We start from the raw sequence: 25,619 nt of genomic DNA, 5'->3' as shown, positions 1-25,619 counted from the left end.
CACGACGGCCGGGTCACGCGTCCAGCATGGCCCGGCCCAGCGGGGTCAACGTGTGCAGCACGCTGTTGCGTTCGCGGTGGCTGACCAGCAGGCCGGCGTTGCGCAGCACCGTGGCGTGCTGGCTCGCCGCCGCCGGTGAGATGTTCAGTTGGCGGGCGACCTCGCCGGTGGTGCAACCCTCGTCGCTGGCCTGCAACACCGCCGCCCTGGTGCGGCCGAGCAGCGCGGCGAGTGAGTCGCGGGCAGCCCCGGACGCGGACGCACCGTTGACCTCGGCGGACACCAACCCGCCCAGCCGGTCCACCCGGTAGACCAGCACCGGTGGCAGCGCCGGGTCGAGTAGTGCGACCGGGGTGGCCGCGCAGAAGAACGACGGCACGAGCAGCAGCCCACGGCCGTCCAGGTGCAACTCCCGGCTGTGCGGGTAGTTACGGACCTCCAGCACTCCGTTCTCCCAGCGCATCGCCGGACGGAGGCTGGTGAGCAGACCCTCGACACCGCCGTCGAGCAGCGCCCGGGCCCGACGCGCGCGGTCCGCCGCCACCGCCGCCTGGATCCGACCCCAGTACGGGCTGATCGCCAGCGACCGGTACTGCTCCATCGACTCGGCCAGGTGGTGCAGCACCGCCACCTCACCCCGGGCCAGCGCGGCCGCCGAGGAGGGCAGCTGATTCTCGGCGGCCAGCACGCTCAGGTCGCGGTGCAGCGACGCGGTGGGCGTACGGCGGAGCGCGTCCAGCCCGGCCTCGAAGCCGTCGACGCTGGCGTACGGGGTGAGGAAGTCGGGGAAGTAACCGCGCGGGGGGCTCAACGCGAAGAGCAGGCGGAGCTGCTCGGAGGAGGCGTCCTGGCGCAGGTCCCGGGCCACGCTGCGCCGCCAGTGGGCCGTCAACGGGTCGCGGGTGCGGCCACGCAGCACGTGGAGGCTGAGGACCAACTCCCAGACCGGGTCCGCCGCCGGTGCCACCCGGGTCCGGAGGATGTCCTCCCCAGAAAAGTGGATCTTCAGCATGGAGCGCTCCCGTGTCGCCGGCAGGGGGATGCCGGATGACCGTTCGACTCTACCTGGCCGGCAGTAATCTCCATCTTTAAGCCTGGACTGAAAAACCTCGACGTCCCCGGGGCCGGTTAGGCATGCTTCCAGTGCCCGAACACGGCGCCGCGCGTCCTGGACGCCCGAGCTGCCGGGGCGCCGGGACCGGGGAGGCCCCGGTGATCGGACGGCACCACGAGGGTCTGCGGCCCTTGGTCCGCGGAGGTGCCGTCCGGTCATCCCGCTTCCGGGCCGGGTCCGCCACGAATTCGACGAGTCGCAGGGTCACCAGGCCAGCGTACGGAGCACACGCTCGTACAGTGATGGGGTGCCCGACGCCGTGATCACTGACCCGACCGTGCCGACCAACGACCCCGAGACGTACGCGGCACTGCACGCCGACGCCACCGCGGTGCTCTCAAGCTGGCAGCCCACCAGCCCGGATGCCGCCGACGCACGGGACCGCACCCTCGCCCTGCTCGCCGCCGGCCCGATCGCGATGAGCCGCCAGCACCGCCCCGGGCACGTCACCGCCAGCGCGTGGCTGCTGGACGCCACCGGCTCCCGGGTGCTGCTCTGCCTGCACGGCAAGTTCGGGCGGTGGGTGCAGCTCGGCGGTCACTGCGAGCCGACCGACCAGACCCTGGTCGCCGCCGCGCTCCGGGAAGCCACCGAGGAGTCCGGGATCGCCGGCCTGCGCATCGACCCGGTGCCGATCGACGTGGACGTACACCAGGTGCAGTGTCAGGGCGGCTCGGCACACTACGACGTCCGGTTCGCCGTGCTCGCCCCGCCCGGCGCGGTGGAACAGATCAGCGACGAGTCCGAGGAGCTGGGCTGGTTCCCACCGGACCAGCTACCCGAGCCGCTGGCCGGCGGGACCGCGCAACTGGTCGCGCCGGCCCGCGCGGCCCTCAGACGTAGCCCTCTTCGCCTCGCTCCTTGAGCTCGTCGACCAACGCCTTGACGTCCTGCGCCCGATCGCGCGGGCAGACCAGCACCGCGTCCGGGGTGTCCACCACGATCAGGTCACGCAGACCGAGGACGGCCACCAACCGACCCGACTGCGGTACGACCACGAGGTTGCTGCTGTCCCGCAGCAGCACGCCCGGCTTGGCGTCCGTGCCAAGCACCACGTTGTTCGCGTCGTCGCTCGGCAGCACGTCGCCCAGGGTGTGGAAGTCGCCGACGTCGTTCCAGCCGAAGTCGCCCGGCACCGTCGCGACCCGACCCGCAGTTGCCGCGCCCTCCATCACCGCGTAGTCGACGGAGATCTTCGGCAGGGTCGGCCAGATCGCGCCCAGCACCTCGTCCTGCTCGGGGGTGCCCCAGGCGGCGGCGATCGCGGCGACGCCGGCGTGCAGCCCCGGCTGCTGGCGGGCCAGCTCGGCGAGGAAGACGTCCACCCGCCACACGAACATGCTCGCGTTCCACAGGTGACGGCCCGAACGGACGTACGCCTCGGCGACCTCGGCGGCCGGCTTCTCCTTGAACTCGGCCACCGTCCGCCATGGCACACCCTCGGTCGGGTCGCCGGTCTCCAGGTAGCCGTAGCCGGTCTCCGCACGGGTCGGGGTGATGCCGACGGTCATCAGCATCCCCTCCTCGGCCCCGCGGACCGCCTCCTGGACCGTGCAGACCCAGCTGTCCGGGTCGCGGATCAGGTGGTCGGCCGCGAAGCTGCCCATCACCGCGTTCGGGTCGCGCGCCGCGATCACCGCAGCGGCCAACGCGATAGCCGCGCAGGAATCCCGGGGTGAGGGCTCGACCAGGATGTTCTCCTCCGGCAGCACGGTCAGCTGCCGTGCCACCGCTGCGACGTGCGCGGCACCGGTGACCACAAGGGTCCGATCCGGTGTGGTCAGCGGCGCGAGCCGTTCCACGGTCGCCTGGAGCAGCGAGGCGCTGGTGCCGGTCAGCGGGTGGAGAAACTTGGGATGGCCAGCGCGGGACAACGGCCACAACCTTGTGCCGCTGCCACCTGCCGGAATGACCGCATAGAGCATCCGCACATCATGCCCGACGGACCCGCCCGAAGTGGCACGGGTCACCGGCAACGGCAGCGAGGGTCAGGAGCGGGCGCGGCTCCACGCAGCGATGTGCACCTCGGCGCTGGACTCCCAGGTGAACTCCTTGGCCCGGTCGAACCCCGCCTTCGCCAGCGACAACCGCCGCTGTTCGTCGTCGAGCAGAGCGGCCAGGTCGGTGCCGATCTGCTCCGGGTCCTCGGAGGTGTACGCGACCGCGTCGCCGCCCACCTCGGGCAGCGAGAGCCGGGGCGTGGTCAGCACCGGGGCGGCGCACGCCATCGCCTCCAGGATCGGCAGGCCGAACCCCTCGCCGTACGACGGGTACGCGGCAACCAGGGCACCACCGAGGAAACCCGGCAGGTCGCCGTAGCGCAGGTAGCCGGGACGCAGCAGACGCAGGTGCGACGGCACCTCGGCCACCGCCCGGTCGATGTCGTCGTCGTGCCCCTGCCCGCCGGCGATCACCAGGGCGGGCGGGTCGGCCCGGTCAGCCACCGCCCGCGCCCACCCACGGATCAGGTTGGGCACGTTCTTGCGGGGTTCCTTGGCACCGAGGAAGGCGACGTAGCTGCTGTTGCCCAGGCCCAGACGGGCGCGTACGCGGGCCTTCTCCTCCTCGGTGGGGGCGTGGAAGGCGGCCTGGTCGACGCCGTGATAGGCCACGTCGATCCGCGTCGGGTCGGCGTCGAGCAGCCGGATCAGCTCGTCGCGGGTGGCCTTGCTGGGCACGATCACCCGGTCGGCGCGGCGCAGCGAGGTCTTGATGGCGCTGCGGAAGAAGGTGCGGCGGGACTTGTCGTAGTGCTCCGGCTCGGTGAAGAACGTCGCGTCGTGCACGGTGACCGTGACCGGGCACCCGGCCCGCAGCGGGCAGGTGTAGAACGGCGAGTGCAGCACGTGGGCGCCCACCTGCTGGGCGAGCAGGGGCAGGCCGGTCTGCTCCCAGGCGAGCCGGGCCGGGCGGTGCGCCACGGCGGCCGGGGCGGGGATGATCTCCGCGCCGGGCAGCATGCGGGTGTAACGCTCCTGATCGGTGCGGAGACTGACCACTGCCAGCTCCACCCCCGAACCGCACACCTTGCCGAGGGCACCGAGCAGACCGTCGACGTATCGACCGACACCACCACGGTCGGCAGGGACACTCGTGGCGTCGATGAGCACGCGGGGCGGGCGACCGGCGGTCACGGGGCGACTCCTTGAAATGGCGGGTCTGTGGGGAACAACACTCCGGGGGTCAAGCCTACGCCGGGACGCGGGGCCGACGCTGACTGCGACCCGACGGTACGCCGACTTGTCATCGTCATCGAGTACGGCCCGCAGGGGCGTATCGTTCGCGCCGATGGCCGACAACATTGCCCGGGTGTTCGCCGACGCGATCGCGAACGACCCGACCAGACCGCTGCTCACCTGGTACGACGACGCCACCGGCGACCGCACCGAACTCTCCGGCGCCACCGTGGCGAACTGGGTGGCGAAGACCGCCAACCTTCTCGTCGACGAGGTCGGCCTCGCACCGGGCACCCCGGCCGGGGTGCTGCTGCCGCCACACTGGCAGACCGCGGCGGTGCTGCTGGGCTGCTGGTCGGCCAAGCTGAGCGTCGTCGACACGCCGGCCGACGTGGGGGTGCTCTTCGCCGCCGTCGACCAGTTCGACGAGGCGCAGTCCTGGCCCGCCGACGAGCGGTACGCCCTCGGGCTGGCCCCGCTCGCCGCCCCACTTCGGCAGGTGCCACCCGGGTTCGCCGACTTCGTCGTCGAGGTACGCGGCCACGGTGACCACTTCACCCCGCAACCCGGCCCGGGCCCGACCGATGCACACCTGCTGAGCCGCGCCGAGGCCCGCGCCACCGAGTTGGGCATCGAGCCCGGCGCACGGGTGCTGGTGGACGCCGCCCGCTACCCGGACCCGGTCGACTGGCTCCTGGCCCCCCTGACCCGAGCCGCCACCGTGGTCCTCTGCGCCAATCTCGACTCAACGAAGGCGGCCAGCCGCCAAGCCACCGAAAAGGTCACCCAAACCCTCCAGTAACCCCACCGCCCGCCCCCGCCCTCCCGCACCCCGCCCCGCCCCGCCCTCCCGCGCCGATCATGGAGTTGTGGTGGGCAACTGATGCGCCTATGCCCCTTTTGCGAGGCACCACAAGTCCTTGATCGACGCGGGAGGGCGGGCGGGGAGGGCAGGGCGGGAGGGCAGGGCGGGAGGGCGGCGCGGGTGGGCGGGCGGGAGCGCGGGGTGGGGTGGGTTAGGCGGGGGTTTTGGTTGGGGGGCGGCGTTGGGCCAGGGCGGCGAAGGCGGTCAGGGACTCGGGGTTGGCCAGGGCCCCCTTCGCCGCGGCCTGGTCGACCGGAGTGCCGGTGAGGATTTTCTTGACCGGCACCTCCAGCTTCTTCGCCGAGAGGGTTCGCGGCACCGACCGCACCTGATGGATCTCGTCGGGCACGTGCCGGGGTGAGAGCGCCGTCCGCAGCTCACGGCAGATCTTCGTGCGCATCGGGTCGTCCAACTCCAGACCGTCGGCCAGCACCACGAAGAGCAGCAGCTCACCGGCGCCGCCCTCGTCGTCCTCCAGGTGGACGACGACCGAGTCGAGCACCTCGTCGAGCCCCTCGACCACGGAGTAGAACTCGGCGGTGCCGAGCCGTACCCCACCGCGGTTGAGCGTGGCGTCGGAGCGCCCGGTGATCACGCAGCCACCCCGCTCGTTGATGGTGATCCAGTCGCCGTGCCGCCAGACGCCCGGGTAGACGCCGAAGTACGCCTCGGAGTAGCGGATGCCGTCCGGGTCGTTCCAGAAGCCCACCGGCATGCTCGGCATCGGTTCGGTGATCACCAGTTCGCCGAGTTCACCGATGACCGGTGTGCCGTCGGCGGAACGGGCCTCCACCTTGGCGCCCAACGCCCGGCAGGCGATCTCACCGGCGTACACCGGTAGCAACGGCACCCCGCCGACGAAACCGGTGCACACGTCGGTGCCACCGGAGAGCGACTGGAGTTGAAGGTGGTCGCCGACGGTCTCGTACACCCAGCGGAACCCCTCGGCGGGCAGCGGCGCGCCGGTGGAACCCACGCCGCGCAGCGCGGACAGGTCGGCGACGTCCCGGGGGACCAACCCGGCCTTGCGGCAGGCCAACAGGTACGGCGCGGAGGTGCCGAAGTACGTGGTGCCGGTCTGCGCCGCCAGCCGCCACAGCCCGCCGAGGTCGGGCTCCGCCGGCCGGCCGGGCTCCGCCCGGACCCCGGGGTTGCCGTCGAAGAGCACGATGGCCGCGCCCACCGCCGGGCCGGAGACCAGGAAGTTCCACATCATCCAACCGGTGGTGGTGAACCAGAAGAACCGGTCGGTCGGGCCCAGGTCGTGGTGCAGGGCGAGCATCTTCAGGTGCTCCAGCAGGATGCCGCCGTGGCCGTGCACGATCGGCTTCGGCAGCCCGGTGGTGCCCGAGGAGTAGAGCACGTAGAGCGGGTGGTCGAACGGCACCGGCGTGAACGTCAACGGCTCGTCGGTGGGCGCGGCCAGTTCGGCCCAGCTCAGCGCACCCTCGGGCGCGGGGCCGGTCGGGTCGAGGTAGCCGATGCTGACGGTGTGGCGCAGCGACGGCAGGGCGGCCCGGATCGCGGCGACCTCGGCCCGCCGATCCACCAGCTTGTCGCCGTACCGGTAGCCGTCCACGGCGACCAGCACCGTCGGCTCGATCTGCTGCCAACGGTCGGTGACGCTGCGGGTGCCGAACTCGGGCGCGCAGGACGAGAAGATCGCGCCCAGGCTGGCGGTGGCCAGGAGCAGGACGTACGTCTCCGCGATGTTCGGGGCGTACGCCGCCACCCGGTCACCGGCGGTGACGCCGAGCCGGCGCAGCCCGGCCGACACCCGGCGGACCTGCTCGCGCAACTCCGCAGCGGTCAGCGTGACCGGGGCACGCGTCTGCCCGTGGGCGATCACCACCGGGTCGTCGTCGGCCCGCCCCGGCATCCGCAGCACGTTCTCGGCGTAGTTGAGCGTGGCGCCGGGGAACCACCGGGCACCGGGCATTGCCCGCTCGGCCAGGGTGGCGGTCGGCGGGGTGTGCGCGATCACCTCGAAGTGATCCCAGATCGAGCGCCAGAACCCGTCCAGGTCGGTGGTGGACCAGCGCCACAGCGCGTCGTAGTCGACGAAGTCCAACCCGCGGTGCTCCCGCAGCCAGCGCAGGTAGGCGCCGATCCGGGACCGCTCCCGTACGTCCGCCGGCGGCGCCCACAGCATGTCACCCACTGCTCCACCCTCCCCCTGGCCCGACACGACACTGTGACTGGGCCGTGGCGCCATCTTGCCCTACCTCGAAGCGCCATTCTGCGCACCGGGTAGGCCAACCGACGCGTGCCCGTCCCACACTCCACCCCGCCATCTCATGTGGGTCAACCAGCGCGGTGGGCCTGGATGGCGCGGCGGCGGGCGAGGCGGTGCGCACGGCGGATCTCCGCCTCCTTGTACCGGCGCTCGTCCTCCGCCGTCTCCGGCAGCACCGGGCGGACCGCCCGCGGCGCCCCGCCCACGTCCACGCCGACGAACACCAGGTACGCGGTGGCCACCCGGACCGGCGCGTCCTCGGCCGAGTCCCACCGCTCGGCGACCACCCGCACGCCCACCTCCATCGAGGTCTGGCCGGTCCAGTTCACCTGGGCGTGCGCGTGCACCAGGTCACCGACCCGGACCGCCTCGGAGAAGACGATCTCGTCGATCGCCGCGGTCACCGCGGTTCCGCCGCTGTGTCGGGCGGCAGCGGCCCCGGCCACGTCGTCGACGAACTTCATCAGAACTCCGCCGTGCACGGTGCCGTAGAGGTTCACGTCCACCGCGGTCATGATCTTGCTGAGAGTGACGCGCGAATACGACGTCGGCTTGCCGGTCGGAGCGGCGGAGAGGTGCTCAGTCATGACGAAAACGGTACGGTGCGCGGATGCGACATCTCTGGAGCTTCCTCGCCGGGCTGGTGGTGGCGCCCATCACCTGGGTGCTGGTCACACTGGGGCAGGACGGGTCGAGCCGGACGGTCGGCCGCTGGGTGGAGATCGGCACGTTCAACACCGCCAACCTGATCGAGCCGGCCGTGTACCTCGGTGTCGGCGGTGTCCTGCTGGGCCTGCTCGGCACGCTGCGCTTCTCGCCGCTGGGCCCGTTGGTGGCCGGGGCGCTGCTGGTCATCCCGTACATCGGCATGTTCGTGGCGCCTTTCTCGGTGCGCGACGCCATCCCGCACGAGTGGAAGGTGTTCGGCGACCCGCTGCCGCTGCGGCTGCCCGTGGAGAACGGCACGCTCTTCCTGATCGGCCTGCTGCTGCTGATGGCCACTTTCAGCCAACAGCGTTGGCGGCAGTGGCCGAGCCCGGCGACCGGTCCGGTCGCCGCACCCACCCCCGCGGCGGACGGAGGCCCCCGCACCGACGACGTCACGATGACCGACTGGCCGCCCCCCGCGCCGGCCGAGCGCGACACCGCGCCCCTCACTCTGGGTTACCCGACCGAATCGACGCCGACCGAGCCGCTGCCCCGTCGGGTGGGTGGCGAGTCACCGTGGTCCGCTCCGCCGCGCGGTCAGCCGCGCCCGGAGGACACCACCGAGATCCGCTGATTGTCGGGGCGGGCCGGTCCACCGGCCCGCCCCTCTGTCTCGGCGGCTAGTGCAGGGCGACCGCCAGGTCCGGGTCGACGGTGCCGAGGCTGGCGCGGGGAACGACACAGAGCATGACGATCAGCGCGGCGGCCATGCCGCCCGCGATGACGATCGCCATCGGCACGCTCCCGGTGCCGAACAGGCCGGCCAGTGGCGCCGACACCGCGCCGATGCCGAACTGCACCGCGCCGAGCAGCGCCGCGGCGGTGCCAGCGGCCTCGCTGTGCCGGGTCATGGCCAGCGCCGGCGCGTTCGGCAGGGCGAGACCCGCGGCGGCCAGGACCAGCCACAGTGACGCCAGCAGGGTGCCCAGGCCACCGATGCCGGTCGCGGCGAACATGACCAGCAGCAGGCCCGCCGCCGATCCGGCGATCAGCGCGCTGACCAGGATCTGCTGCGGGGTGTAGCGGCGCAGCAGCCGCACGTTGAACTGGGTGCCCCCGATCAGGCCCACCGCGCCGGCACCGAAGGCGATGCCGAACTGCTGCTCGTCGAGGCCGTACTCCTGCTGGAGCACGAACGACGAACCCGAGACGTACGCGAACAGGGCCGCCATCGCCAGGCCGGCGACCAGCACCAGGCCGACGAACGCCCGGTCGTTGAGCAAACCCCGATAGTCGCGCAGGGTGGCGCTCACCCCGCCGTGCCGCCGACGCGCCACCGGGAGGGTCTCCGGGAGCCGGAGCGCGGCCACGACGATCAGCAGCGCGCCCAGCACCGCCAGCGCCGCGAAGACGCCCCGCCAGTCGGTCCAGCTCAGCAGGGCGCTGCCCAGCGTCGGCGCGAGGATGGGCGCCAGGCCCATGACGAGCATCAGCCGGGAGAAGATCCGGGCGAAGGCGGCGCCGCTGAACAGGTCGCGGACCACGGCCGTCGCGACCACGGTGGCGGCCGCGACGCCGAGCCCCTGGAGTACGCGCAGTCCACCGAGCACTGCGATGTTGGGCGCGAAGACGCACAGCACGGATGCCACGATGTGCGCGGCCAGACCGGCCAGCAGCGGCACCCGCCGCCCGACCACGTCGGAGAGCGGCCCGATCAGCAACTGACCCAGCGCGAGGCCGACCAGCGTGCCGGTCAGCGTCAACTGCACCGCCGTCTCGGTGGTCTGCAGACCGGACGTGATGGCGGGCAGCGCGGGCAGGTACATGTCGATCGTCAACGGCCCGATCGCGATCAACGCGCCCAGCACGAGGACGAGCTGCACCCGCTGTCGGGTGGTCATCAGGTCGCCGGGCAGGACCTCGTCGATCGCGGTGTCGGGGGAGGCCTTGTCCACAGGTTGCTTCATCATCTCGATCTCTGTGCGGGTGCGGACGCGCCGTCAACGAGAGAGTGACGAGGCGGTGCGGGCAGGGATGATCCTCTCGTCCTGCAACGTCGGCGGGGCCGAGCAGGATTCCCCGGGTGTGCGGGGAGTCACCACGGTCGCCGACGTCATCGGCACGGAGCGATCGCAATTCACGCGCCGCGCAATTCCCATTCAGGGGCGTACACCATCAGCCGCAGGTCAATTACGGAGCGCGATATTCGCGTTTTTACCACGACCTGACCGAACGAACGATCTATTGTGGCCGAACAGTGGAAAGGGGGCAGCTCACAGCCGGTCCGATGATCATGAATGCAGATTTGACCATCATCGCCACCTACATTCGGGCCCTCCACAGAGAGTCATATACGGAAAGGTCACTACGGATGCGTGAGGCGAGGATGAACGATCATTTGCAAGGGCTTCTTCCCGACAGCTCGACCGCAATGGTGTTGGGGCTGGCGGCCGGGGTGGTGCTCGGGCTGGTCCGTGCCTACCTCCGGCACCGCGCCCGGATCCACGCGGAGCGGGAACTGTCCACACGGACCGCAGCCCGCACCGCCGGCCTGATCACCCTGGTCAGCGGTCGCCACGAGAACATCAAGGTCGACGAACGGGACCGTGACGGGCACCGCCTCGTGGAGCTGCGGGGGCCGCAGCGGACCAGCGACGAGGAGGCGGCGTGATCCGGAACAGCTCCGCCGTAGCCCGCGCCGCGACCCACTCGCCCGAGCCGACGCCGGCCGAGCTCGAAGCGACCTTCGCCGCCTTCTGCGACGAGAACTTCCTGCGGGTCGAGCGGCACCTGCGCGCCCGCTGCGCCGACCGGAATCTCGTGGACGAGGCCGTCCAGGAGACGTTCATCACCGCCCGGGCAAAGTGGGCGCAGATCCGCGGCTTCGACCAGCCACTGGCCTGGGTGCTCAAGACGGCGCGGTACAAGCTCCAGGGGCAGCAGAGCCGGCGAAACCGGACCAACACCACAATGACGGACCTGGACACGGTGCCACCCGAGTTCATCACCCAACCGACCGATCCCCGGGAGGCGGACGAGTTGCTCGTCGCGTGGCTCCAGCAACTGCCGCCCCGGCAGGCAGAGGTCTTCGTCCTCTTCCTCGACGGCTGGCGCGACCTCGACATCGCCAAGATGCTGGGTCTCGCCCACACCACCGTCCGCGCCTACAAACAGCAGGCGCGTCAGCATCTGCAACGCCTCGCGGAGCAGGCCGGATTCAACAAGCCGACGACGGGGAGGTCATCGTGAACCTCGACGAGGTCTTGGCACTCGCGGCCGAACGTGATTACACCCCCCTCGAACGTGCCCGCGCCCGGCGCGCACGCCGGCAGATCCAGCAGGCCTACGCCCACGCCGTGACGGCCGGGCGGGATCTCGTCGTGGACGTCGACCCGCATGACCCGCTGAACACCGACGCCGACGAGGCCGCCCGGATCGCCCGCGCGGCCCAGCTGGCGAAGTTGGGCACCATCACCTGGATCTCCGCCACCGGAGAAATCTCCTGGTCCGACGAGATGTCGCTCATCCTCGGATGCGCCCCCGGCACGATCCGACCCTCCACCGACCTGCTCTTCGATCTGGTCCACCCCGAGGACGCGCCCGGCGTCCGCCGGACCATCCACTCTGCGTGGCGGGAGCAGACGGTCAAGGAGACGACGTACCGGGTGGTCCGACCGGACGGCACCACCAGGTACGTGCACTGCTACATCGAAGTTCTGATCGACCGGTTCGACCAGCCGCACGGCATCATCGGCACCGGCCAGGACGTCACCGACCTGGAGCTGGCCCGCCAGGAACGCGACCGCCTCGCCCGCCGGTGCGAGACCGCGCGGACCGAACTGATCAGCCGTGACCCGGCCACCGGCCTGCTGACCCGCCCCCGTTTCGCCGACGAGGTCGGCCGAACCCAACGCGGCGGGTCGGGAGCCCTGCTCGTGGTGGCCGCCGAGCCGCTGAACCTACCGACCTCGGGGCTCGACCACGCGGCCCAGGATCGGCTCGCCGCCGCGATAGCCGGTGTGGTGAAGAACGTGGCCCGCCGGACCGCCGTGTGCGGGCTCGTCGGCCCCGGCGAATTCGGCGTACTCCTACAGAACACCACGATGGCGTCGGCCACGACCATCGCGGAGAGCATCATCGACAGCCTGCGCGGTCACTCGTTCGTCATCGGACAGGACCGCGAGCGGGTACGCCTCGACGCCTGGGGTGGCCTCGTCCGGTACCACGACGGCGACGACACCAGCAGCTTCGACCTGCTCGTGGACGCCGAGAGCGCATGGCGACAGGCCAAACGACAGCGCGTGGCGCTGACCGTGCTGCGGCAGCCGGCCCGTCCGGAGGACCGGCAGGAAACCTGCCGCAGTCGCATTCAGGCCGCGATCGCGGGCAACAGTTTCACGCTCTACGCCCAGCCGATTCTCGACCTGAGCCTCAACCAGATCACCCGCCAGGAGATCCTGCTCCGCGTACTCGACGGCACCGGCCAGCCGGTCCCGCCGTCGGCGTTCCTGGACGTCGCCGAACGGGTCGACGAGATCTGGCCGATAGACCGCTGGGTCATCGACCACACCATGGAGCTGATCGCCCACGGACCGCGGACGTCGCACTACCAGGTGAACGTCTCAGGCCGTTCGCTCGGCGATCCGCACCTGCTGGAACATGTACACGATGTGGTGAAGCGGCACACCATCGACCCGTCCCAGGTCACCTTCGAGATCACCGAAACGGCGCTGATCGGCAACCTGACCCAGGCGATGGACTTCGCCTGCGGGATCCGGGACATCGGTTGCCGGCTGGCCCTGGACGACTTCGGCTCCGGATACGGCACGTTCACCTACCTGAAGTACTTCCCGATCGACCTGGTGAAGATCGACGGCGACTTCATCAACAAGATCGAGGAGTCCCGTCCCGATCAGGTGATCGTCCGGTCGTTCGTCGACATGTGCCGGGGGTTGGGCATCCAGACCGCTGCCGAGTTCGTGGAGAGCGAGGCCACCCTCCGCCTCCTGCGTGACTACGGCGTGGACTTTGCGCAGGGCTACGCCGTCGGCAAGCCGACCCCGGTGGGCAACCCACACCGTGCCCTGCTGGGTTCCGCCGAGATCGAGACGGCCGGACTGGGCGGCACCCTGCGTACGGCGATCGGATGACCAACCGCACGGGCGACCGCTCTTGGTTAAGGCTTACTGACCGTTCGGAAGCTCCACCATCCTGACCTCGACGACGGTGCAGTGTCACGGAATCCTGTCCGAGCCGGCAGCCATATCTCCTGATGAGCCTGATGCCTGTGAGTCATCACGATGACCCACAGGCATCAGGCTCACGAACGACATGGCCTGTCTTGGGGAGGGCCGACGCAGGCCGACGCCGGGCCAAGCCAAGCCGACCCTCCGGCGGGCCGGCCAGGCTCTGGACAGCAGCCAACTCCGGGAACTTCGCGTCGAACGGTCTTGTACGACTTCCAGAAGAATTTCATACCGGTCGGCGAACCTCCGCGACCTCCATCAGTCCTTCAGCAACTGCCGCGCCATGACGATGCGCTGCACCTGGTTGGTGCCCTCGTAGATCTGCGTGATCTTGGCGTCCCGCATCATCCGCTCGACCGGGTAGTCCCGCGTGTAGCCGTAGCCGCCGAGCAGCTGCACCGCGTCCGTGGTGATCTCCATGGCGGCGTCGGAGGCGAAGCACTTCGCGGCCGCGCCGAAGTAGGTGAGATCCGCGTCGCCCCGCTCCGACTTGCCGGCGGCCGCGTACGTGAGCTGCCGGGCCGCCTCCAGCTTCATGCCCATGTCGGCGAGCATGAACTGGATCCCCTGGAACTCGGCGATCGCCTTGCCGAACTGACGACGCTCGGCAACGTACCCCTTGGCGTAGTCGAGCGCGCCCTGCGCGATCCCGACGGCCTGCGCGGCGATGGTGACCCGGGTGTGGTCCAGGGTCTTCATCGCGGTCGCGAAGCCGGTGCCCTCCGCGCCGATCATCCGGTCGGCCGGGATCCGCACGTTGTCGAGGTAGACCTCCCGGGTGGGCGAGCCCTTGATACCGAGCTTCTTCTCCGGCGCGCCGAAGCTCACCCCCACGTCGGACTTCTCGACCACGAAGGCCGAGATGCCCCGGGACCGGGCGGACGGGTCGGTGACGGCGAAGACGGTGTAGAACTCGGACACGCCGGCGTTCGTGATCCACCGCTTCACACCGTTGAGCACCCAGTGATCCCCGTCACGTACCGCCCGGGTGGTCATCGACGCCGCGTCGCTGCCCGCCTCCGGCTCGGAGAGGCAGTACGAGAACATCGCGTCACCGGCCGCGACCGGCGTCAGGTAACGGCGCTTGAGGTCGGCGGAACCGGACAACAACAGCGGCATGGTGCCGAGCTTGTTCACCGCCGGGATCAGCGAGGACGACGCGCAGGCCCGGGCCACCTCCTCGATCACGATGGCGGTGGCCAGCGCGTCCGCGCCCGCGCCGCCGTACTCCTCGGGGATGTGCGGGGCATGGAAGTCGGCCGCCCGCAGCGCGTCGTAGGACGCCTTGGGGAACTCCCCGGTCTCGTCGGCCTCCGCGGCGTGCGGAGCCACCTTCGCGGTACAGACCTCACGCACCGCTTCCCGGATCGCCTGGTGCTCCTCGGGCAACCGGTAGACGTCGAACGACTCCCCTGCGGCCATCTCGGCCCTCCCCTTCACCACTATCATGCGCAGTCTGTGACGACTCCTGACCGCCGACCGCGCAGACTGAAGACTAGCGACTGCAGTTCAGGTGATGTTACCGGCGCGTAGGTATGGGCAAGATGGTGCACCTAACGCGCTGGGCGATGATGGAGTGCGAGACAGTGAGCCACCCCTCCGGTGCCCCGCCCAGGCGCCGCAGCAGAATGCGACGCGACGACGCGACGCCAGTGCGAGCGGAGAAGACAGGCGTGACGATCCCCTACCCCACCATCCAGCCGACCCCCGCCATCGCCGCGGTGACACCGCCCTCAGGCGCACCCCGACCGCGGGTGACGTTCCTGGGGACTGGTTACCTCGGTGCGACGTACGCCATCTGCTACGCGGAGCTGGGGTACGAGGTACTCGGGTTCGACGTCGACGCCGACAAGATCGCGATGCTGAACGCCGGTCAGGTGCCGATCCACGAGCCCGGCCTGGACGAGCTGCTCCGGCGCAACCTCGCCGCCGGCCGCCTCCGGTTCAGCACCGACATCGCCGAGACCGCCGACTTCGGTGACGTGCACTTCATCTGCGTCGGCACCCCCCAGCGGGCCGACGGCATGGGCGCCGACCTGTCGTACGTCGAGGCGTCGGTCACCAGCCTCGCGCAGCACCTGACCCGCAAGGCGTTGATCGTCGGCAAGTCCACCGTCCCGGTCGGCACCGCCGAGTGGGTGGAGCAACTCGTCGGCAAGCACACCCCCGACGGCCTGGACGTCGAGGTGGCGTGGAGCCCTGAGTTCCTCCAGGAGGGCTTCGCCGTCGACGACGTCCTGCGGCCCAACCGGATCGTGGTCGGCGTCAAGAGCGAGTGGGCCAACGGCATGCTCTACGCCGCGCACAAGGGCGTGTTCGACCTGGCCGCCACCGAGGACCGCGAGGTGCCCCTGGTGGTCACCGACTTCTCCACCGCCGAGCTGGTCAAGGTCGCCGCGAACGCATTCCTCGCCACCAAGATCTCTTTCATCAACGCGATGGCCGAGGTGTGCGAGGCCTCCGGTGGCGACGTCACCCAGCTGGCCCGCGCTATCGGCTACGACCCGCGGATCGGCAACCGGTTCCTCCAGGCCGGCCTCGGCTTCGGCGGCGCCTGCCTGCCCAAGGACATCCGGGCCTTCCAGGCCCGCGCCCAGGAGCTGGGCGCCGGCGAGGCGCTGCGCTTCCTGCACGAGGTCGACCTGATCAACCTGCGCCGCCGTACCCGGGTTCTCCAGCTCGCCGCAGACCTGCTCGGCCGCCGCTCCGGCCCGGCCGGCCCGGACTTCTCCGGGACCCGGATCGCCGTGCTCGGCGCCACCTTCAAGCCCAACACCGACGACGTCCGCGACGCCCCGGCGCTCGCCGTCGCCGCGTTGCTGCAGAAGGCCGGCGCCGACGTGCACGTGTACGACCCGCAGGGCACCGAGAACGCCCGCCGCGCGGTCCCCGAGCTGACCTACGAGAGCAGCATCAACGAGGCGGTCAGCGACGCCGACCTGGTCTGCGTCCTCACCGAGTGGGCCGATTTCCGCAACGCCGATCCGGTTGCCCTCGGCGAGTTGGTCAGCGGCCGCAAGGTCGTCGACGGCCGCAACTGCCTCGACCCGGCACTGTGGACCCAGGCTGGCTGGGAGTACCGGGGCATGGGTCGCCCCTGACGAAAACGACGCCCACCGGCCGGTCATCGAACACCTCGATGGCCGGCCGGTGTCGTTGTTTGCCCCGGACCCGCCGACAAGAGTCGAAATCCGCGCCAGCTTTGGGCATGCTGCGACAGTGGGAGTCCACAGTGCGGGTGGAGGGGTGTCGTGGCGACCTTTCAATGCTCCTCGTGCGGCCGGGAGATCAAGCCGGCCGTTCGCTGCCCGCACTGTGGGGCAGATCAACCACAGTGGGTCGAGCACCTGGCCGACATTGAGCGTTCGATCGCGGAGATGAAGGCGCGCGACGCCGCCATCGCGCGCGAGCAGCGGCAGATCGCCGCCAAGATGCAGGCGGCGCTCTTCCAGCGGGACATCCTCGCCCACGCCGGCGAGGAGCGGCTCAAGCAGGCCACCCGGCCACGCCGGGTGCTCCGCCGCCGTCCCGGCCGGCGTCCACCGACAGCCACCACCGGAGCGCCGCCCCGGGTGCCCCGCCAGGGCACTCCACCCTCCCCGGACGATCCGCCGCCGCCCCCGCCCCGGGCCACCTGGCTGGACGTGGACGACCCGGAGCACCCGCCGGAGGCGTCCTCCCGCGAGGTGCAGAACATCCCTCTCGGGCTGGGCGCGCTGCTGCTCGCAGTGGCCGCGGTGGTCTTCGCCGCGGTGGCCACCAGTTCGATGGACGCGCTCGCCCGGCTCGGCATCCTGCTCCTGGCCACCGTCCTGATGCTGCTCGCCCCACCGGCGCTGGCCCGGCGCGGGCTCACCTCGACCGCCGAGACCATCGCCGCGGTCGGCCTGCTGCTGGTGCCGCTCGCCGGCAACGCCCTCTGGGCGGTGGACCGCATCGGCACCGACGGCGCCTCCGCCACCGTCTTCGCCGGGGTGATCTTCGCGGTCACCGCCGCCGTCTCGATCGGGTACGCCGGTTGGACGGATCTGCGCGCGCCCCGCTTCGCCACCGTGCTCGCCGCCCAGCCGGTGCTGCCGCTGCTGGCGTACGACCAGATCACCGGCCCGGGTGGCTGGGCGCTGGTGCTGGCCCTGGTCGCCCTCGTCAACCTCGGCCTGGCCCGCTCCGGCGTGACCGTGGAACGCCCCGTCCGGCAGGACCTGCCCGTGCCGCGCACGCCGTCGGCACCCCGCCAACGCGACGCCGAGAGCCGGCCGGAGGGTGACCCGGAGGAGGCCGCCGAGCTGGTCGACGCCACTGTGGGCTCGGCCGACCCGCGGCCGACCCGCCCGGTGCCCGGCCTGGGTGAGCTGACCTGGTTGCTGCACGCGCTGGCGGTCGCCGTCGCACTGGCGTACGCGGTCACCGCCCTGCTGCGGGCCCAGACCGTGCCGAACGCGACCGGCGCCGGGGTGGTGCTCCTGCTGGCCGCCATGATCGGGCTGGGCGGCGCGCTGGTGCTGCGTCGCCCGCCGCTGCCCGACGTGGCGGCCGGCATCGTCACCCTGGCCGTGATCGGCGCGCTCAGCCGAATCGCGTCGGTGGCGTTCCCCGGCCGGGCGCTGCTGCTGATCGCGGCGGTCATCACGCTGACCGGGCTGGCGGTGCGCGCGGTTCCGGAGGCGGCCCGACGTGGCCCACAGATCGCCTCCGCGGTGGCGCTGACCGTCAGCGGTCTGCTGGTCGCCGGCGGCGCGCTGCGCGCCGGGGTGGCAGCCGTCCGTGCGGCCCTGCCCGCCTGGAACCCCGACCTCAGCCGGTACCCGGGCGAGTTGGCCGCCGCGGTCGGGCCGACCACCTGGCAGCTCGCGGCTGCCGCGTTCCTGCTCACCATCGCGGCGGTGCTGGCCCTGCCCACCGAGATCCGCCGGGAGTTCGCGGTCGCCGGCGCGGCGCTGACCGCGCTCGCCGTGCCCGCCTCGTTCGGTCTCGGCTGGGCGATGGCACCCTGGCCGATGGTGGCCACCGCGATCGGCATCGGGGTCATCGGGCTCTCCGCCCGCACCGACCGGGCCGCGGTGGCGCACTCCATCGGGGCGGCCGTGGTCGGCCTGTTCGGCGCGGGTGCCAGCCTGTCCAGCCCCACCCTCACGGCCGCGGTCCTGATCACCCTGTTCGTGGCCGGCACGATGGTCGCGCTGGCGTCCCGGGTCCGGATCGCCTCGGCGGCCTCCGACACGGTGACCGCCTGGGCCGCCGGTGGTGCCGCGTTCGCGCTGCCCGGGGCGGTGGCCGCGTTCGTGGCCGCGACCATGCCGAGCGACCCGACCCCCACCCCGGCGAGCCTCCGAGAGGCGGCCGTCCCGGTCCTGGCGGCCAGCTTCCTGGCCGTCTGCGTGACCCTCGGCTACGCCGCCGTCGTGCAGGTCTCCCAGCGGCACATCCCCGCTCCGCTGTCGGTCGGCACCGGACTGGGCGCGCTGATGGTCACCGCCGCCGCGTTCGGCGCGCCCGGCGCGACCGTCGCCGACGCCTGGGTCGGCGCGCTCCTGCTGGTCGCGGCCGTGCTGCTCTTCCTGGCGCCGTCCATCGACGCGGGCCGCCGAGCCGACCTCACCCTCGACGGCTCGGACCTGGCCGCCGCGGCGGTCACCACCGCGCTGATCGCCACGCTGGTACGGATCGGGGCGGTCCTCGCCCCGGGTGGGCAGCTGGCGGTCGCGTCCGCGCTGCTCCTGGTGGTCGCGGTGGGTGCCCGCAGCATGCCGGAGGAGTGGCGACGCGGGCCGGTCCTCGGTCTCGCCGTCGGTGGTGCCCTGATCGGCGTACTCGCCGGCTGGTCGGCGGTGCGCGGTGGAGTCGGCGTGCTGGCCACCCCCGGTCCGATCTGGGGCGGCGACCTGAGCGGCTGGCCGGCGGCCCCCGTCGGCGGTGCCACCTGGCAGGCCCCGGTCGCGTTGGCGCTGCTGGCCCTCGCCGCCGGCATCCTGCTCCCGCCGCCCTGGCGCTGGGACGTGTCCGGTGTGGCGGTGGTGCTCGCCACGATCGGCGCGCCGGCCGCCTTCGATCTGGCCTGGTGGTCGCCGGTCCTGGTCGGCGGAATGGTCGCCACCGTGTTCGGCATGGCCGCGGTGGCCACCGAAGAGGCGCGCGCCGGGCTGTCCCGGGCCACCGTGGCCGGGGTGGTGGCGCTGCACGCCGCCGGAGCCGGGCTGGTACGCCCGTGGACCACCGCCCTGGCGCTGGGCAGCATCGCCCTGATCGGCGTAGTGGTCGCCACGCTGGCCCGCGTCCTCGCCGGCCCACAGGTCACCGACATCGACACCGAGGGGATGCCGCCGCACCTGGCGCAGATCGGTGGCGCGGCGATCGGTGCGGCCCTGCTGGCCCTCCCCGGTGCGGTGGCGGCACTGGCCGCCGAGTTCGAACACTCGGCGCAGGTGGTGCTGACCGCCGCGCTGGCCGCGACCAGCCTCGGCCTGGCCGCCGTGGCCGCGGTCCGCCGGCAGGTGCCGCAATACCTGCCCTGGGTCAGCGTGGCGGTGGTCGGCGGGGCCACCATCAGCGCCCTCGCCGCCATCCCCACCGGCCTCGCCGCAGGCGTCTACGCGGCCGCCGCCGCCCTGCTCGGCGTGCTGGCCGAGCTGATCCGCGCGGCCACCGTGCCGCCCACCGGGGCCGCCCAACCGGTCCGGCGCTGGGCGGTACGACTCGACGGCGCGCTACGGCGACTGCCGGACGACCCGGAGCGACGGCGGTGGCGAGTCAGCCCGGCCGCGGGCGCGCTGGCCGCTGCGGCGCTGCCGACCGCGCTGGCCCTCGCCTCGATCGCGCCCGCGCTGGTCACCGCCCTGGTCGAGCCGCACCGCACCCTGACCCGGATCTGGCAGGGCCCGCCGCCGCAGTTGCTCACTCCACCGCCGGACGTGGTCAATCCGACCCACGTGCTGACGGCGCTGCTGCTCACCGCGACCGCCGCGCTGGCCGCCACCGGGTTCAGCGGCGGGCGGCGCTCCCGGGCCGTACCGGTGGTGCTGCCCGGGGCGGCCGTCACACTGCTGATTTCACCCCTCGCGCTGGGCCAGGGCTGGCCCGCCAGCACCGTCGCCGCGCTCGCCGTCTTCACCATCGCGATGCTCGGTCTCGCGCTGACCCCACCGCCGCCGCTGGTCGAACCGGCCCGTTCGCTGCGGCTGGCCCGGGTGCTGGTGTTCGCCATCGGCCTGGCTGGTGGCAGCGCCGGGCTCGCCGGCAGCCTCGCTGACCGGCAGATGACCGTGTTCACCCTGGGCAGCGCGGTCGGGGTGGGCGCGGTGGCGGCGCTGTTCGGGACCACCCAGCGGGCCCGCATCCTCGGCTGGCTCTTCGCGTCGCTCATGGCGCAGCTCTTCGTGCTCACCGCCGGCCTGGTCGCCGGGCTGGCGGCGGTCTGGTCCGCGTTCGGGGTGCTGGCCGTCGGCGCGGTCCTCCAGGTGCTCGCCGCGACCCTGCCCCGGCTACGCCGTCCGGAGGCGCAGCGGGAGGCCTCGACGGTGGAATGGAGCGGTTACGCGGCGGCGCTGATCGCGCTGGCCCTCGCCTTCGACTCGCCCCGTCACATCGCCGCCCTGCTGGCCGCCTGGGGCGCTGTCCTCGGGGTGGCGGCTACCCGACCCGGCCGCCGACCGGTGGAACGCCACATCCTGTTCTGGTCGGTGGTGGTCTGTGAGATCACCGCATGGTGGATCCTGATGCGAGTCGCCCACGTGGCGCTGCCCGAGGCGTACACGCTGCCCTTCGCTGCGTTGGCCCTCCTCGTCGGCGTCCTGGAGCTGCGCCACCGGCCGGACATGAGCAGTTGGGTGGCGTACGGACCGGCGTTGGTCGCGGCGTTCGTGCCGACGCTGGCCATCGTGCTGGCCACCGAGTCCAGCACGATGCGGCAGATGCTGCTGCTGCTCGGCGCGGTCGCGGTGCTGATCTTCGGCTCGTCCAGTCGGCAGCAGGCCCCGGTGATCGTCGGCGCGTCGGTAACCGCGATCACGGCGATCCACGCCCTGTTCAGCCTGGGTCCATGGCTGGCGCTGATCCCGGTCGGCATCCTGCTGTTGGTGCTCGGCGCAAGCAACGAACGCCGCCGCCGAGCCCAAGAACGCCTCCAGACCGCCCTCCGCGGCATGAGGTGAATCAAAGGCCCCCGTGCCTTCGGCCCGTGCCTTCGCCCCCGCGCCCTCGGCCCCGCGCCCTCGGCCCCGCGCCTCCGGCCCCCTCCGCGTCGATCATGGAGTTGTGGTGGGGGACAAAAGCCACAAAAGCGCCCTTATCGGGCACCACAACTCCATGATCGACGGGGGTCGACGGGGTCGCGACGGGGCCGACGGGGTCGCGGCGGGGCCGACGGGGTCGCGGCGGGGCCGACGGGGTCGGGTTCGTGAGGATGCGCGGCTGGGGCAGCGGGGTGGGGCAGGTTACGACAGGGTGGCGCGGAGGGCGGCTTCCTTGGTCGCTACCAGCTCTTCCAGATCCTGCTGGTAGGTCGTCATCTTGGCGCGCAGGACCTCGTCACTGGCGCCGAGGATCCGTACGGCGAGCAGGCCGGCATTGCGGGCGTTGCCGATCGACACGGTCGCGACCGGGATCCCGGCCGGCATCTGCACGATCGACAGCAGTGAGTCCATGCCGTCGAGGTGCTTCAGCGGCACCGGCACACCGATCACCGGCAGCGGCGTCACCGAGGCGACCATGCCGGGCAGCGCGGCGGCACCCCCAGCCCCCGCGATGATCACCTTGAGGCCCCGGGCGGCGGCGTCGCGTCCGTACTCGATCATGGCGACGGGAGTCCGGTGCGCCGAGATCACCCGCACCTCGTACGCCACACCGAACTCGTCCAGCACCTCGGCGGCGGCCCGCATGGTCGGCCAGTCCGAGTCACTGCCCATGATCAAGCCAACCGTGCTCATTGCGGCCCTCTCCTCGTGCCCGAAACCGTGGCTCACTCGTGCCCCTCGCGCAGCCAGCGCGCCGCCCTGGCGGCCCGGGCCCGCAGGTCGTCCAGGTCGTCACCGAGCACGGTGACGTGCCCGATCTTGCGGCCGGGTCGCACCTGCTTGCCGTACAGGTGCACCTTGGCGCCCGGCTCGGCGGCGAAGAGGTGGTGCAACCGCTCGTCGATCGACATTCCGCCCGGCTCACCACCGAGCACGTTCGCCGACACCACCACCGGGGCGGTCAGCGCGGTGTCACCCATCGGGTAGTCCAGTACGGCCCGCAGGTGCTGCTCGAACTGCGACGTCCGAGCGCCCTCGATGGTCCAGTGCCCGGAGTTGTGCGGACGCATCGCCAGCTCGTTGACCACGATCGCGGGCCGGCCGGCGTCGTCGCGCACCTCGAACAGCTCCACCGCCAGCAGGCCGACCACCCCGAGCGCGGTGGCCAGGTCGATGGCGAGCTGCTGCGCGGAGACCGCCAGCTCCGCGTCCAGGCCGGGTGCCGGGGCCAGCACCTCCACGTTGATGCCGTCGCGCTGCACCGTCTCTACCACCGGGTACGCGGCCACCTGACCGAACGGCGAACGGGCCACCTGCACGGCCAACTCCCGCCGCAGCGGCACCCGCTCCTCGACGATCAGCCGGGTGCCGCCAGCGAGCAGCGTTGTCGCCAGCTCGGTGGCCTGAGCGGCGTCGTCGACCATCCAGACGCCCCGGCCGTCGTACCCACCCTGGGCCGCCTTGAGCACCACCGGCCAGCCGACCTGTTCGCCGAAGCCGACGAGGTCCGCCGGCTCCCCGACCGGACGCCAGGCCGGGTTGGGCGCACCCAGCTCGGTCAGGCGTTCCCGCATGACCTGCTTGTCCTGGGCGTGCAGCAGCGCGTCCGCCGGCGGGTACAGGGACACCCCTTCCGCCGCCAGCGTGCGGATGTGCTCGGAGGGCACATGCTCGTGGTCGAAGGTGACGACGTCGCAGCCCTTGGCGAAGGTGCGCAGGGCGGCCAGGTCGGTGTGGTCGCCGTACTGGACGTCGGCGGCGACCAGCGCCGCGCCGTCGTCGGGGGCGGTCGCGAGCACACGCAGTGACTGGCCGAGGGCGATCGCGGCTTGGTGGGTCATCCGGGCCAACTGGCCGCCACCCACCATGCCGACAACTGGCAGACCGGTACGGGAATCCATAGCGCGGCCAGCCTATCCGGGCCGCCGACGTGCCCACCCGGAGGGCTGGCGATCCACCTCGGGACGCGCTGGGGAGACCACCCGGCGGGCGGCGTGGACGATTACCGGGCGTGGCCGTGCGTTCAGCCCAACTCGGCGATCAGCTCCTCGACTGAGGTGACCGGCCGCTGGCAGACGAAACCCCGGCAGACGTACGCGGCGGACCGCCCGTCGACCAGCGGACGGCCGGCGAGCAGCGGCACACCCGGCTGGTCCGGAGGCCCGGCGACGACCACCGCTCCGGGTGGGGCGTGCCGGCGGGCGGCGGCCACCAGCGGGTCGCCGGTCGGGTCGTCGGTGGCCACGGCGATCTCGTACGGCCCGGAGAGCAACGCCTCGCCGACCATGGCCGCGTACCCGGTGAACCGAGGGTGCTGCCCGACGATCGGCGCGACCGTGCCGAGGGCCGCTTCGGCGGCCTCCCGGTAGCGTGTCTCCCCGGTCAGCGCCGTGTACGCCACCAGCGCGGCGATCAACGCCGACCGGCCCGACGGGGTGGCGTTGTCGGTCGGGTCGGCCGGCCGGGCGACGAGCCGCTCCGCGTCGTCGGCGGTGTCGTAGAAGGCCCCACCGGGCGCGGCGAAGTGCGCCAGGGCGGTGTCCAGCAATTCGCCGGCCAGGGTGAGCCAACGGCCCTCGCCGGTGAGCTGGTGCAGCGCGCAGAACGCCTCGGCCACACAGCCGTAGTCCTCCAGCACACCGGCCGGTTCGCCGACCTTGCCATTGCGGGAGACCCGGCGCAGCCGGCCGTCCACCAGGTGCACGGTGGCCAGGTGTTCGGCGGCCTGGTGCATCGCCCCGTCGGTGACGATGGTGACGCCGTCCATCAGGTTGGCATCCTCGTCCTGCGGGGACGCGTACACGGCGGCGACCTGCTGGAACTCGGCGATCGCGGTGATCGCCAGGCCGTTCCAGGCGGCCACCACCTTGTCGTCGAGGGCCGGCTGCGGGCGGGTGTCCCGGGCTGCGAGCAGTCGCCCGACCACCTGCTGCCAGCGGGCCCGCACCTCGGGCGCGGCATCGTCCACGTCCCGGGCGAGCCGCAGCACGCTCATGCCGTGTTCAAAGGTCCCCTCGTCGGTGACGGTGAACAGGTCGGCGGCGAACCGGCCGTCCTCCTCACCCAACGCCTCGACGAGTTGGGTGGGCGTCCAGGCGTAGGTGAGCCCTTCGACGCCCTCGGTGTCGGCGTCCAGTGCGGACGCGAACCCCTGCCCCGGCCGGTGCAGCTCGTCGGCGAGGAACCGGGCGGTGTCCCGGGCCACCCGGCGGGCCAGCGGGTCACCGGTGAGTCGCCACAGCTGGGTGTAGACCCGCAGCAGCAGCGCGTTGTCGTAGAGCATCTTCTCGAAGTGCGGCACCGTCCAGTGCGCGTCCACCGAGTACCGGGCGAAGCCACCCGCGAGCTGGTCGTAGATGCCGCCCCGGGCCATCGCCTCGGCGGTGTGCCGGGTGATCTCCAGGCTGCGCGGGTCGCCGGTGCGTTGGTGGTGGCGCAGCAGGAAGAGCAGGTTCATGTGCGGCGGAAACTTCGGGGCGCCACCGAACCCGCCGTTCGTGGCGTCGTACTCGCTGGCGAGTTTGGTGGCCGCCGCGTCGAGCAGCGGGGCGTCCAGCGGCGCGGTGGGGCCGCCCACGGCCTGCGCGCCGCCGATCGCCTCGACCACCGCGGCGCCCTGGCCCAGCACCGCCTCGCGCTGCTCCCGCCAGGCGGTGGCGACCGACTGGAGCAACTGGACGAAGTTGGGTCGCGGGAAGTAGGTGCCGCAGAAGAACGGGGTGCCGTCCGGGGTGGCGAAGACGGTCATCGGCCAACCGCCCTGGCCGGTCATCGCCTGGGTGGCGGTCATGTAGACCGCGTCCACGTCCGGGCGCTCCTCACGATCCACCTTGATCGACACGAAGTTGTCGTTCAGCAGGGCGCCGACCTGCTCGTTCTCGAACGATTCGTGCGCCATGACATGACACCAGTGGCAGGCCGCGTAGCCCACCGAGATGAGCATCGGAACGTCTCGCCGCTTCGCCTCGGCGAACGCCTCGTCCGACCAGGGCCACCAGTCGACCGGGTTGTCCTTGTGCTGGAGCAGGTACGGGCTGGTGGCGTCGGCGAGTCGGTTCACCTGACGACCATAGCCACCCCCGGCGCGGACCGCGCGGGCTCCACCC

The 25,619-nt window shown here is 72.0% G+C and carries 18 protein-coding genes; 8 read left to right on the top strand and 10 right to left on the bottom strand.

Annotation, left to right across the window (positions count from 1 at the left end):
- Positions 1-13: 13 nt before the first annotated feature.
- Positions 14-1,012 carry an ArsR/SmtB family transcription factor gene (locus tag EV382_RS30125; protein ID WP_130407462.1) on the bottom strand — a complete coding sequence of 333 codons (999 nt, stop codon included), beginning with the start codon at positions 1,010-1,012 and terminating at the stop codon, positions 14-16.
- A gap of 364 nt (positions 1,013-1,376) precedes the next feature.
- Here EV382_RS30125 and EV382_RS30120 point away from each other — a divergent pair, with 364 nt between their 5' ends.
- Positions 1,377-1,979 (top strand): NUDIX hydrolase, encoded by a 603-nt coding sequence (locus EV382_RS30120; RefSeq protein ID WP_425272013.1) that lies wholly within the window; start codon positions 1,377-1,379, stop codon positions 1,977-1,979.
- Here the strand turns inward: EV382_RS30120 and EV382_RS30115 are convergent.
- Entirely contained in the window at positions 1,948-3,039 is a 1,092-nt protein-coding gene (locus tag EV382_RS30115) for a mannose-1-phosphate guanylyltransferase (protein ID WP_130407460.1), read from the bottom strand. The genes EV382_RS30120 and EV382_RS30115 overlap by 32 nt on opposite strands.
- 63 nt (positions 3,040-3,102) lie before the next feature.
- Positions 3,103-4,248: a glycosyltransferase family 4 protein gene (locus EV382_RS30110; protein WP_130407458.1), complete on the bottom strand. Its 1,146-nt coding sequence runs from the start codon at positions 4,246-4,248 to the stop codon at positions 3,103-3,105.
- Between the two features lie 154 nt (positions 4,249-4,402).
- Here EV382_RS30110 and EV382_RS30105 point away from each other — a divergent pair, with 154 nt between their 5' ends.
- Entirely contained in the window at positions 4,403-5,092 is a 690-nt protein-coding gene (locus tag EV382_RS30105; RefSeq protein WP_130407456.1) for a TIGR03089 family protein, read from the top strand.
- A gap of 214 nt (positions 5,093-5,306) precedes the next feature.
- Here the strand turns inward: EV382_RS30105 and EV382_RS30100 are convergent, their stop codons facing one another.
- Both EV382_RS30100 and EV382_RS30095 read right to left on the bottom strand, forming a co-directional pair.
- A complete protein-coding gene (locus tag EV382_RS30100; RefSeq protein ID WP_130407454.1) occupies positions 5,307-7,316 on the bottom strand; it encodes an acetoacetate--CoA ligase in 2,010 nt (669 codons plus the stop codon).
- A 143-nt stretch (positions 7,317-7,459) separates the two neighbouring features.
- Entirely contained in the window at positions 7,460-7,978 is a 519-nt protein-coding gene (locus tag EV382_RS30095; protein ID WP_091394150.1) for an acyl-CoA thioesterase, read from the bottom strand.
- 23 nt (positions 7,979-8,001) lie between these two features.
- On the opposite strand from EV382_RS30095, the gene EV382_RS30090 reads away from it, so the two are divergent.
- Positions 8,002-8,673: a hypothetical protein gene (locus tag EV382_RS30090; protein ID WP_130407452.1), complete on the top strand. Its 672-nt coding sequence runs from the start codon at positions 8,002-8,004 to the stop codon at positions 8,671-8,673.
- Between the two features lie 46 nt (positions 8,674-8,719).
- On the opposite strand, the gene EV382_RS30085 is transcribed toward EV382_RS30090, so the two are convergent.
- Entirely contained in the window at positions 8,720-10,009 is a 1,290-nt protein-coding gene (locus tag EV382_RS30085) for a multidrug effflux MFS transporter (protein WP_244236854.1), read from the bottom strand.
- 401 nt (positions 10,010-10,410) lie between these two features.
- Here EV382_RS30085 and EV382_RS30080 point away from each other — a divergent pair, with 401 nt between their 5' ends.
- The 3 genes from EV382_RS30080 to EV382_RS30070 are packed head-to-tail and all read left to right on the top strand — an operon-like array spanning position 10,411 to position 13,189.
- Entirely contained in the window at positions 10,411-10,710 is a 300-nt protein-coding gene (locus tag EV382_RS30080; protein ID WP_244236853.1) for a hypothetical protein, read from the top strand.
- Positions 10,707-11,288, top strand: coding sequence for an RNA polymerase sigma factor (locus EV382_RS30075; protein WP_130407450.1), 582 nt, complete (start codon positions 10,707-10,709; stop codon positions 11,286-11,288). The genes EV382_RS30080 and EV382_RS30075 overlap by 4 nt, the downstream gene beginning before the upstream one ends.
- Positions 11,285-13,189 (top strand): EAL domain-containing protein, encoded by a 1,905-nt coding sequence (locus tag EV382_RS30070; protein ID WP_130407448.1) that lies wholly within the window; start codon positions 11,285-11,287, stop codon positions 13,187-13,189. Before EV382_RS30075 ends, EV382_RS30070 begins: the two co-directional genes overlap by 4 nt.
- A gap of 354 nt (positions 13,190-13,543) precedes the next feature.
- On the opposite strand, the gene EV382_RS30065 is transcribed toward EV382_RS30070, so the two are convergent.
- A complete protein-coding gene (locus EV382_RS30065; RefSeq protein ID WP_130407446.1) occupies positions 13,544-14,707 on the bottom strand; it encodes an acyl-CoA dehydrogenase family protein in 1,164 nt (387 codons plus the stop codon).
- Between the two features lie 251 nt (positions 14,708-14,958).
- Here EV382_RS30065 and EV382_RS30060 point away from each other — a divergent pair, with 251 nt between their 5' ends.
- Both EV382_RS30060 and EV382_RS30055 read left to right on the top strand, forming a co-directional pair.
- Entirely contained in the window at positions 14,959-16,386 is a 1,428-nt protein-coding gene (locus EV382_RS30060; protein WP_130407444.1) for a UDP-glucose dehydrogenase family protein, read from the top strand.
- A gap of 150 nt (positions 16,387-16,536) precedes the next feature.
- The gene (locus EV382_RS30055) at positions 16,537-21,432 is read left to right on the top strand and encodes an SCO7613 C-terminal domain-containing membrane protein (RefSeq protein WP_130407442.1); all 4,896 of its coding nucleotides are present in this window, start codon (positions 16,537-16,539) and stop codon (positions 21,430-21,432) included.
- Between the two features lie 282 nt (positions 21,433-21,714).
- On the opposite strand, the gene purE is transcribed toward EV382_RS30055, so the two are convergent.
- The 3 genes from purE to EV382_RS30040 form a co-directional block, all read right to left on the bottom strand.
- Positions 21,715-22,206, bottom strand: coding sequence for a 5-(carboxyamino)imidazole ribonucleotide mutase (purE, locus tag EV382_RS30050; RefSeq protein ID WP_130407440.1), 492 nt, complete (start codon positions 22,204-22,206; stop codon positions 21,715-21,717).
- Positions 22,207-22,238: 32 nt separating this feature from the next.
- Entirely contained in the window at positions 22,239-23,414 is a 1,176-nt protein-coding gene (locus tag EV382_RS30045; RefSeq protein ID WP_130407438.1) for a 5-(carboxyamino)imidazole ribonucleotide synthase, read from the bottom strand.
- A 122-nt stretch (positions 23,415-23,536) separates the two neighbouring features.
- Positions 23,537-25,573 carry a thioredoxin domain-containing protein gene (locus tag EV382_RS30040; protein WP_130407436.1) on the bottom strand — a complete coding sequence of 679 codons (2,037 nt, stop codon included), beginning with the start codon at positions 25,571-25,573 and terminating at the stop codon, positions 23,537-23,539.
- Between the last annotated feature and the right edge of the window lie 46 nt (positions 25,574-25,619).

Origin of the sequence: Micromonospora violae, assembly GCF_004217135.1 — a bacterium.
Taxonomy (GTDB): domain Bacteria; phylum Actinomycetota; class Actinomycetes; order Mycobacteriales; family Micromonosporaceae; genus Micromonospora; species Micromonospora violae.
The sequence above is the reverse complement of the archived record's forward strand: the minus strand, read 5'-3'. Positions and strand labels throughout refer to the sequence as shown.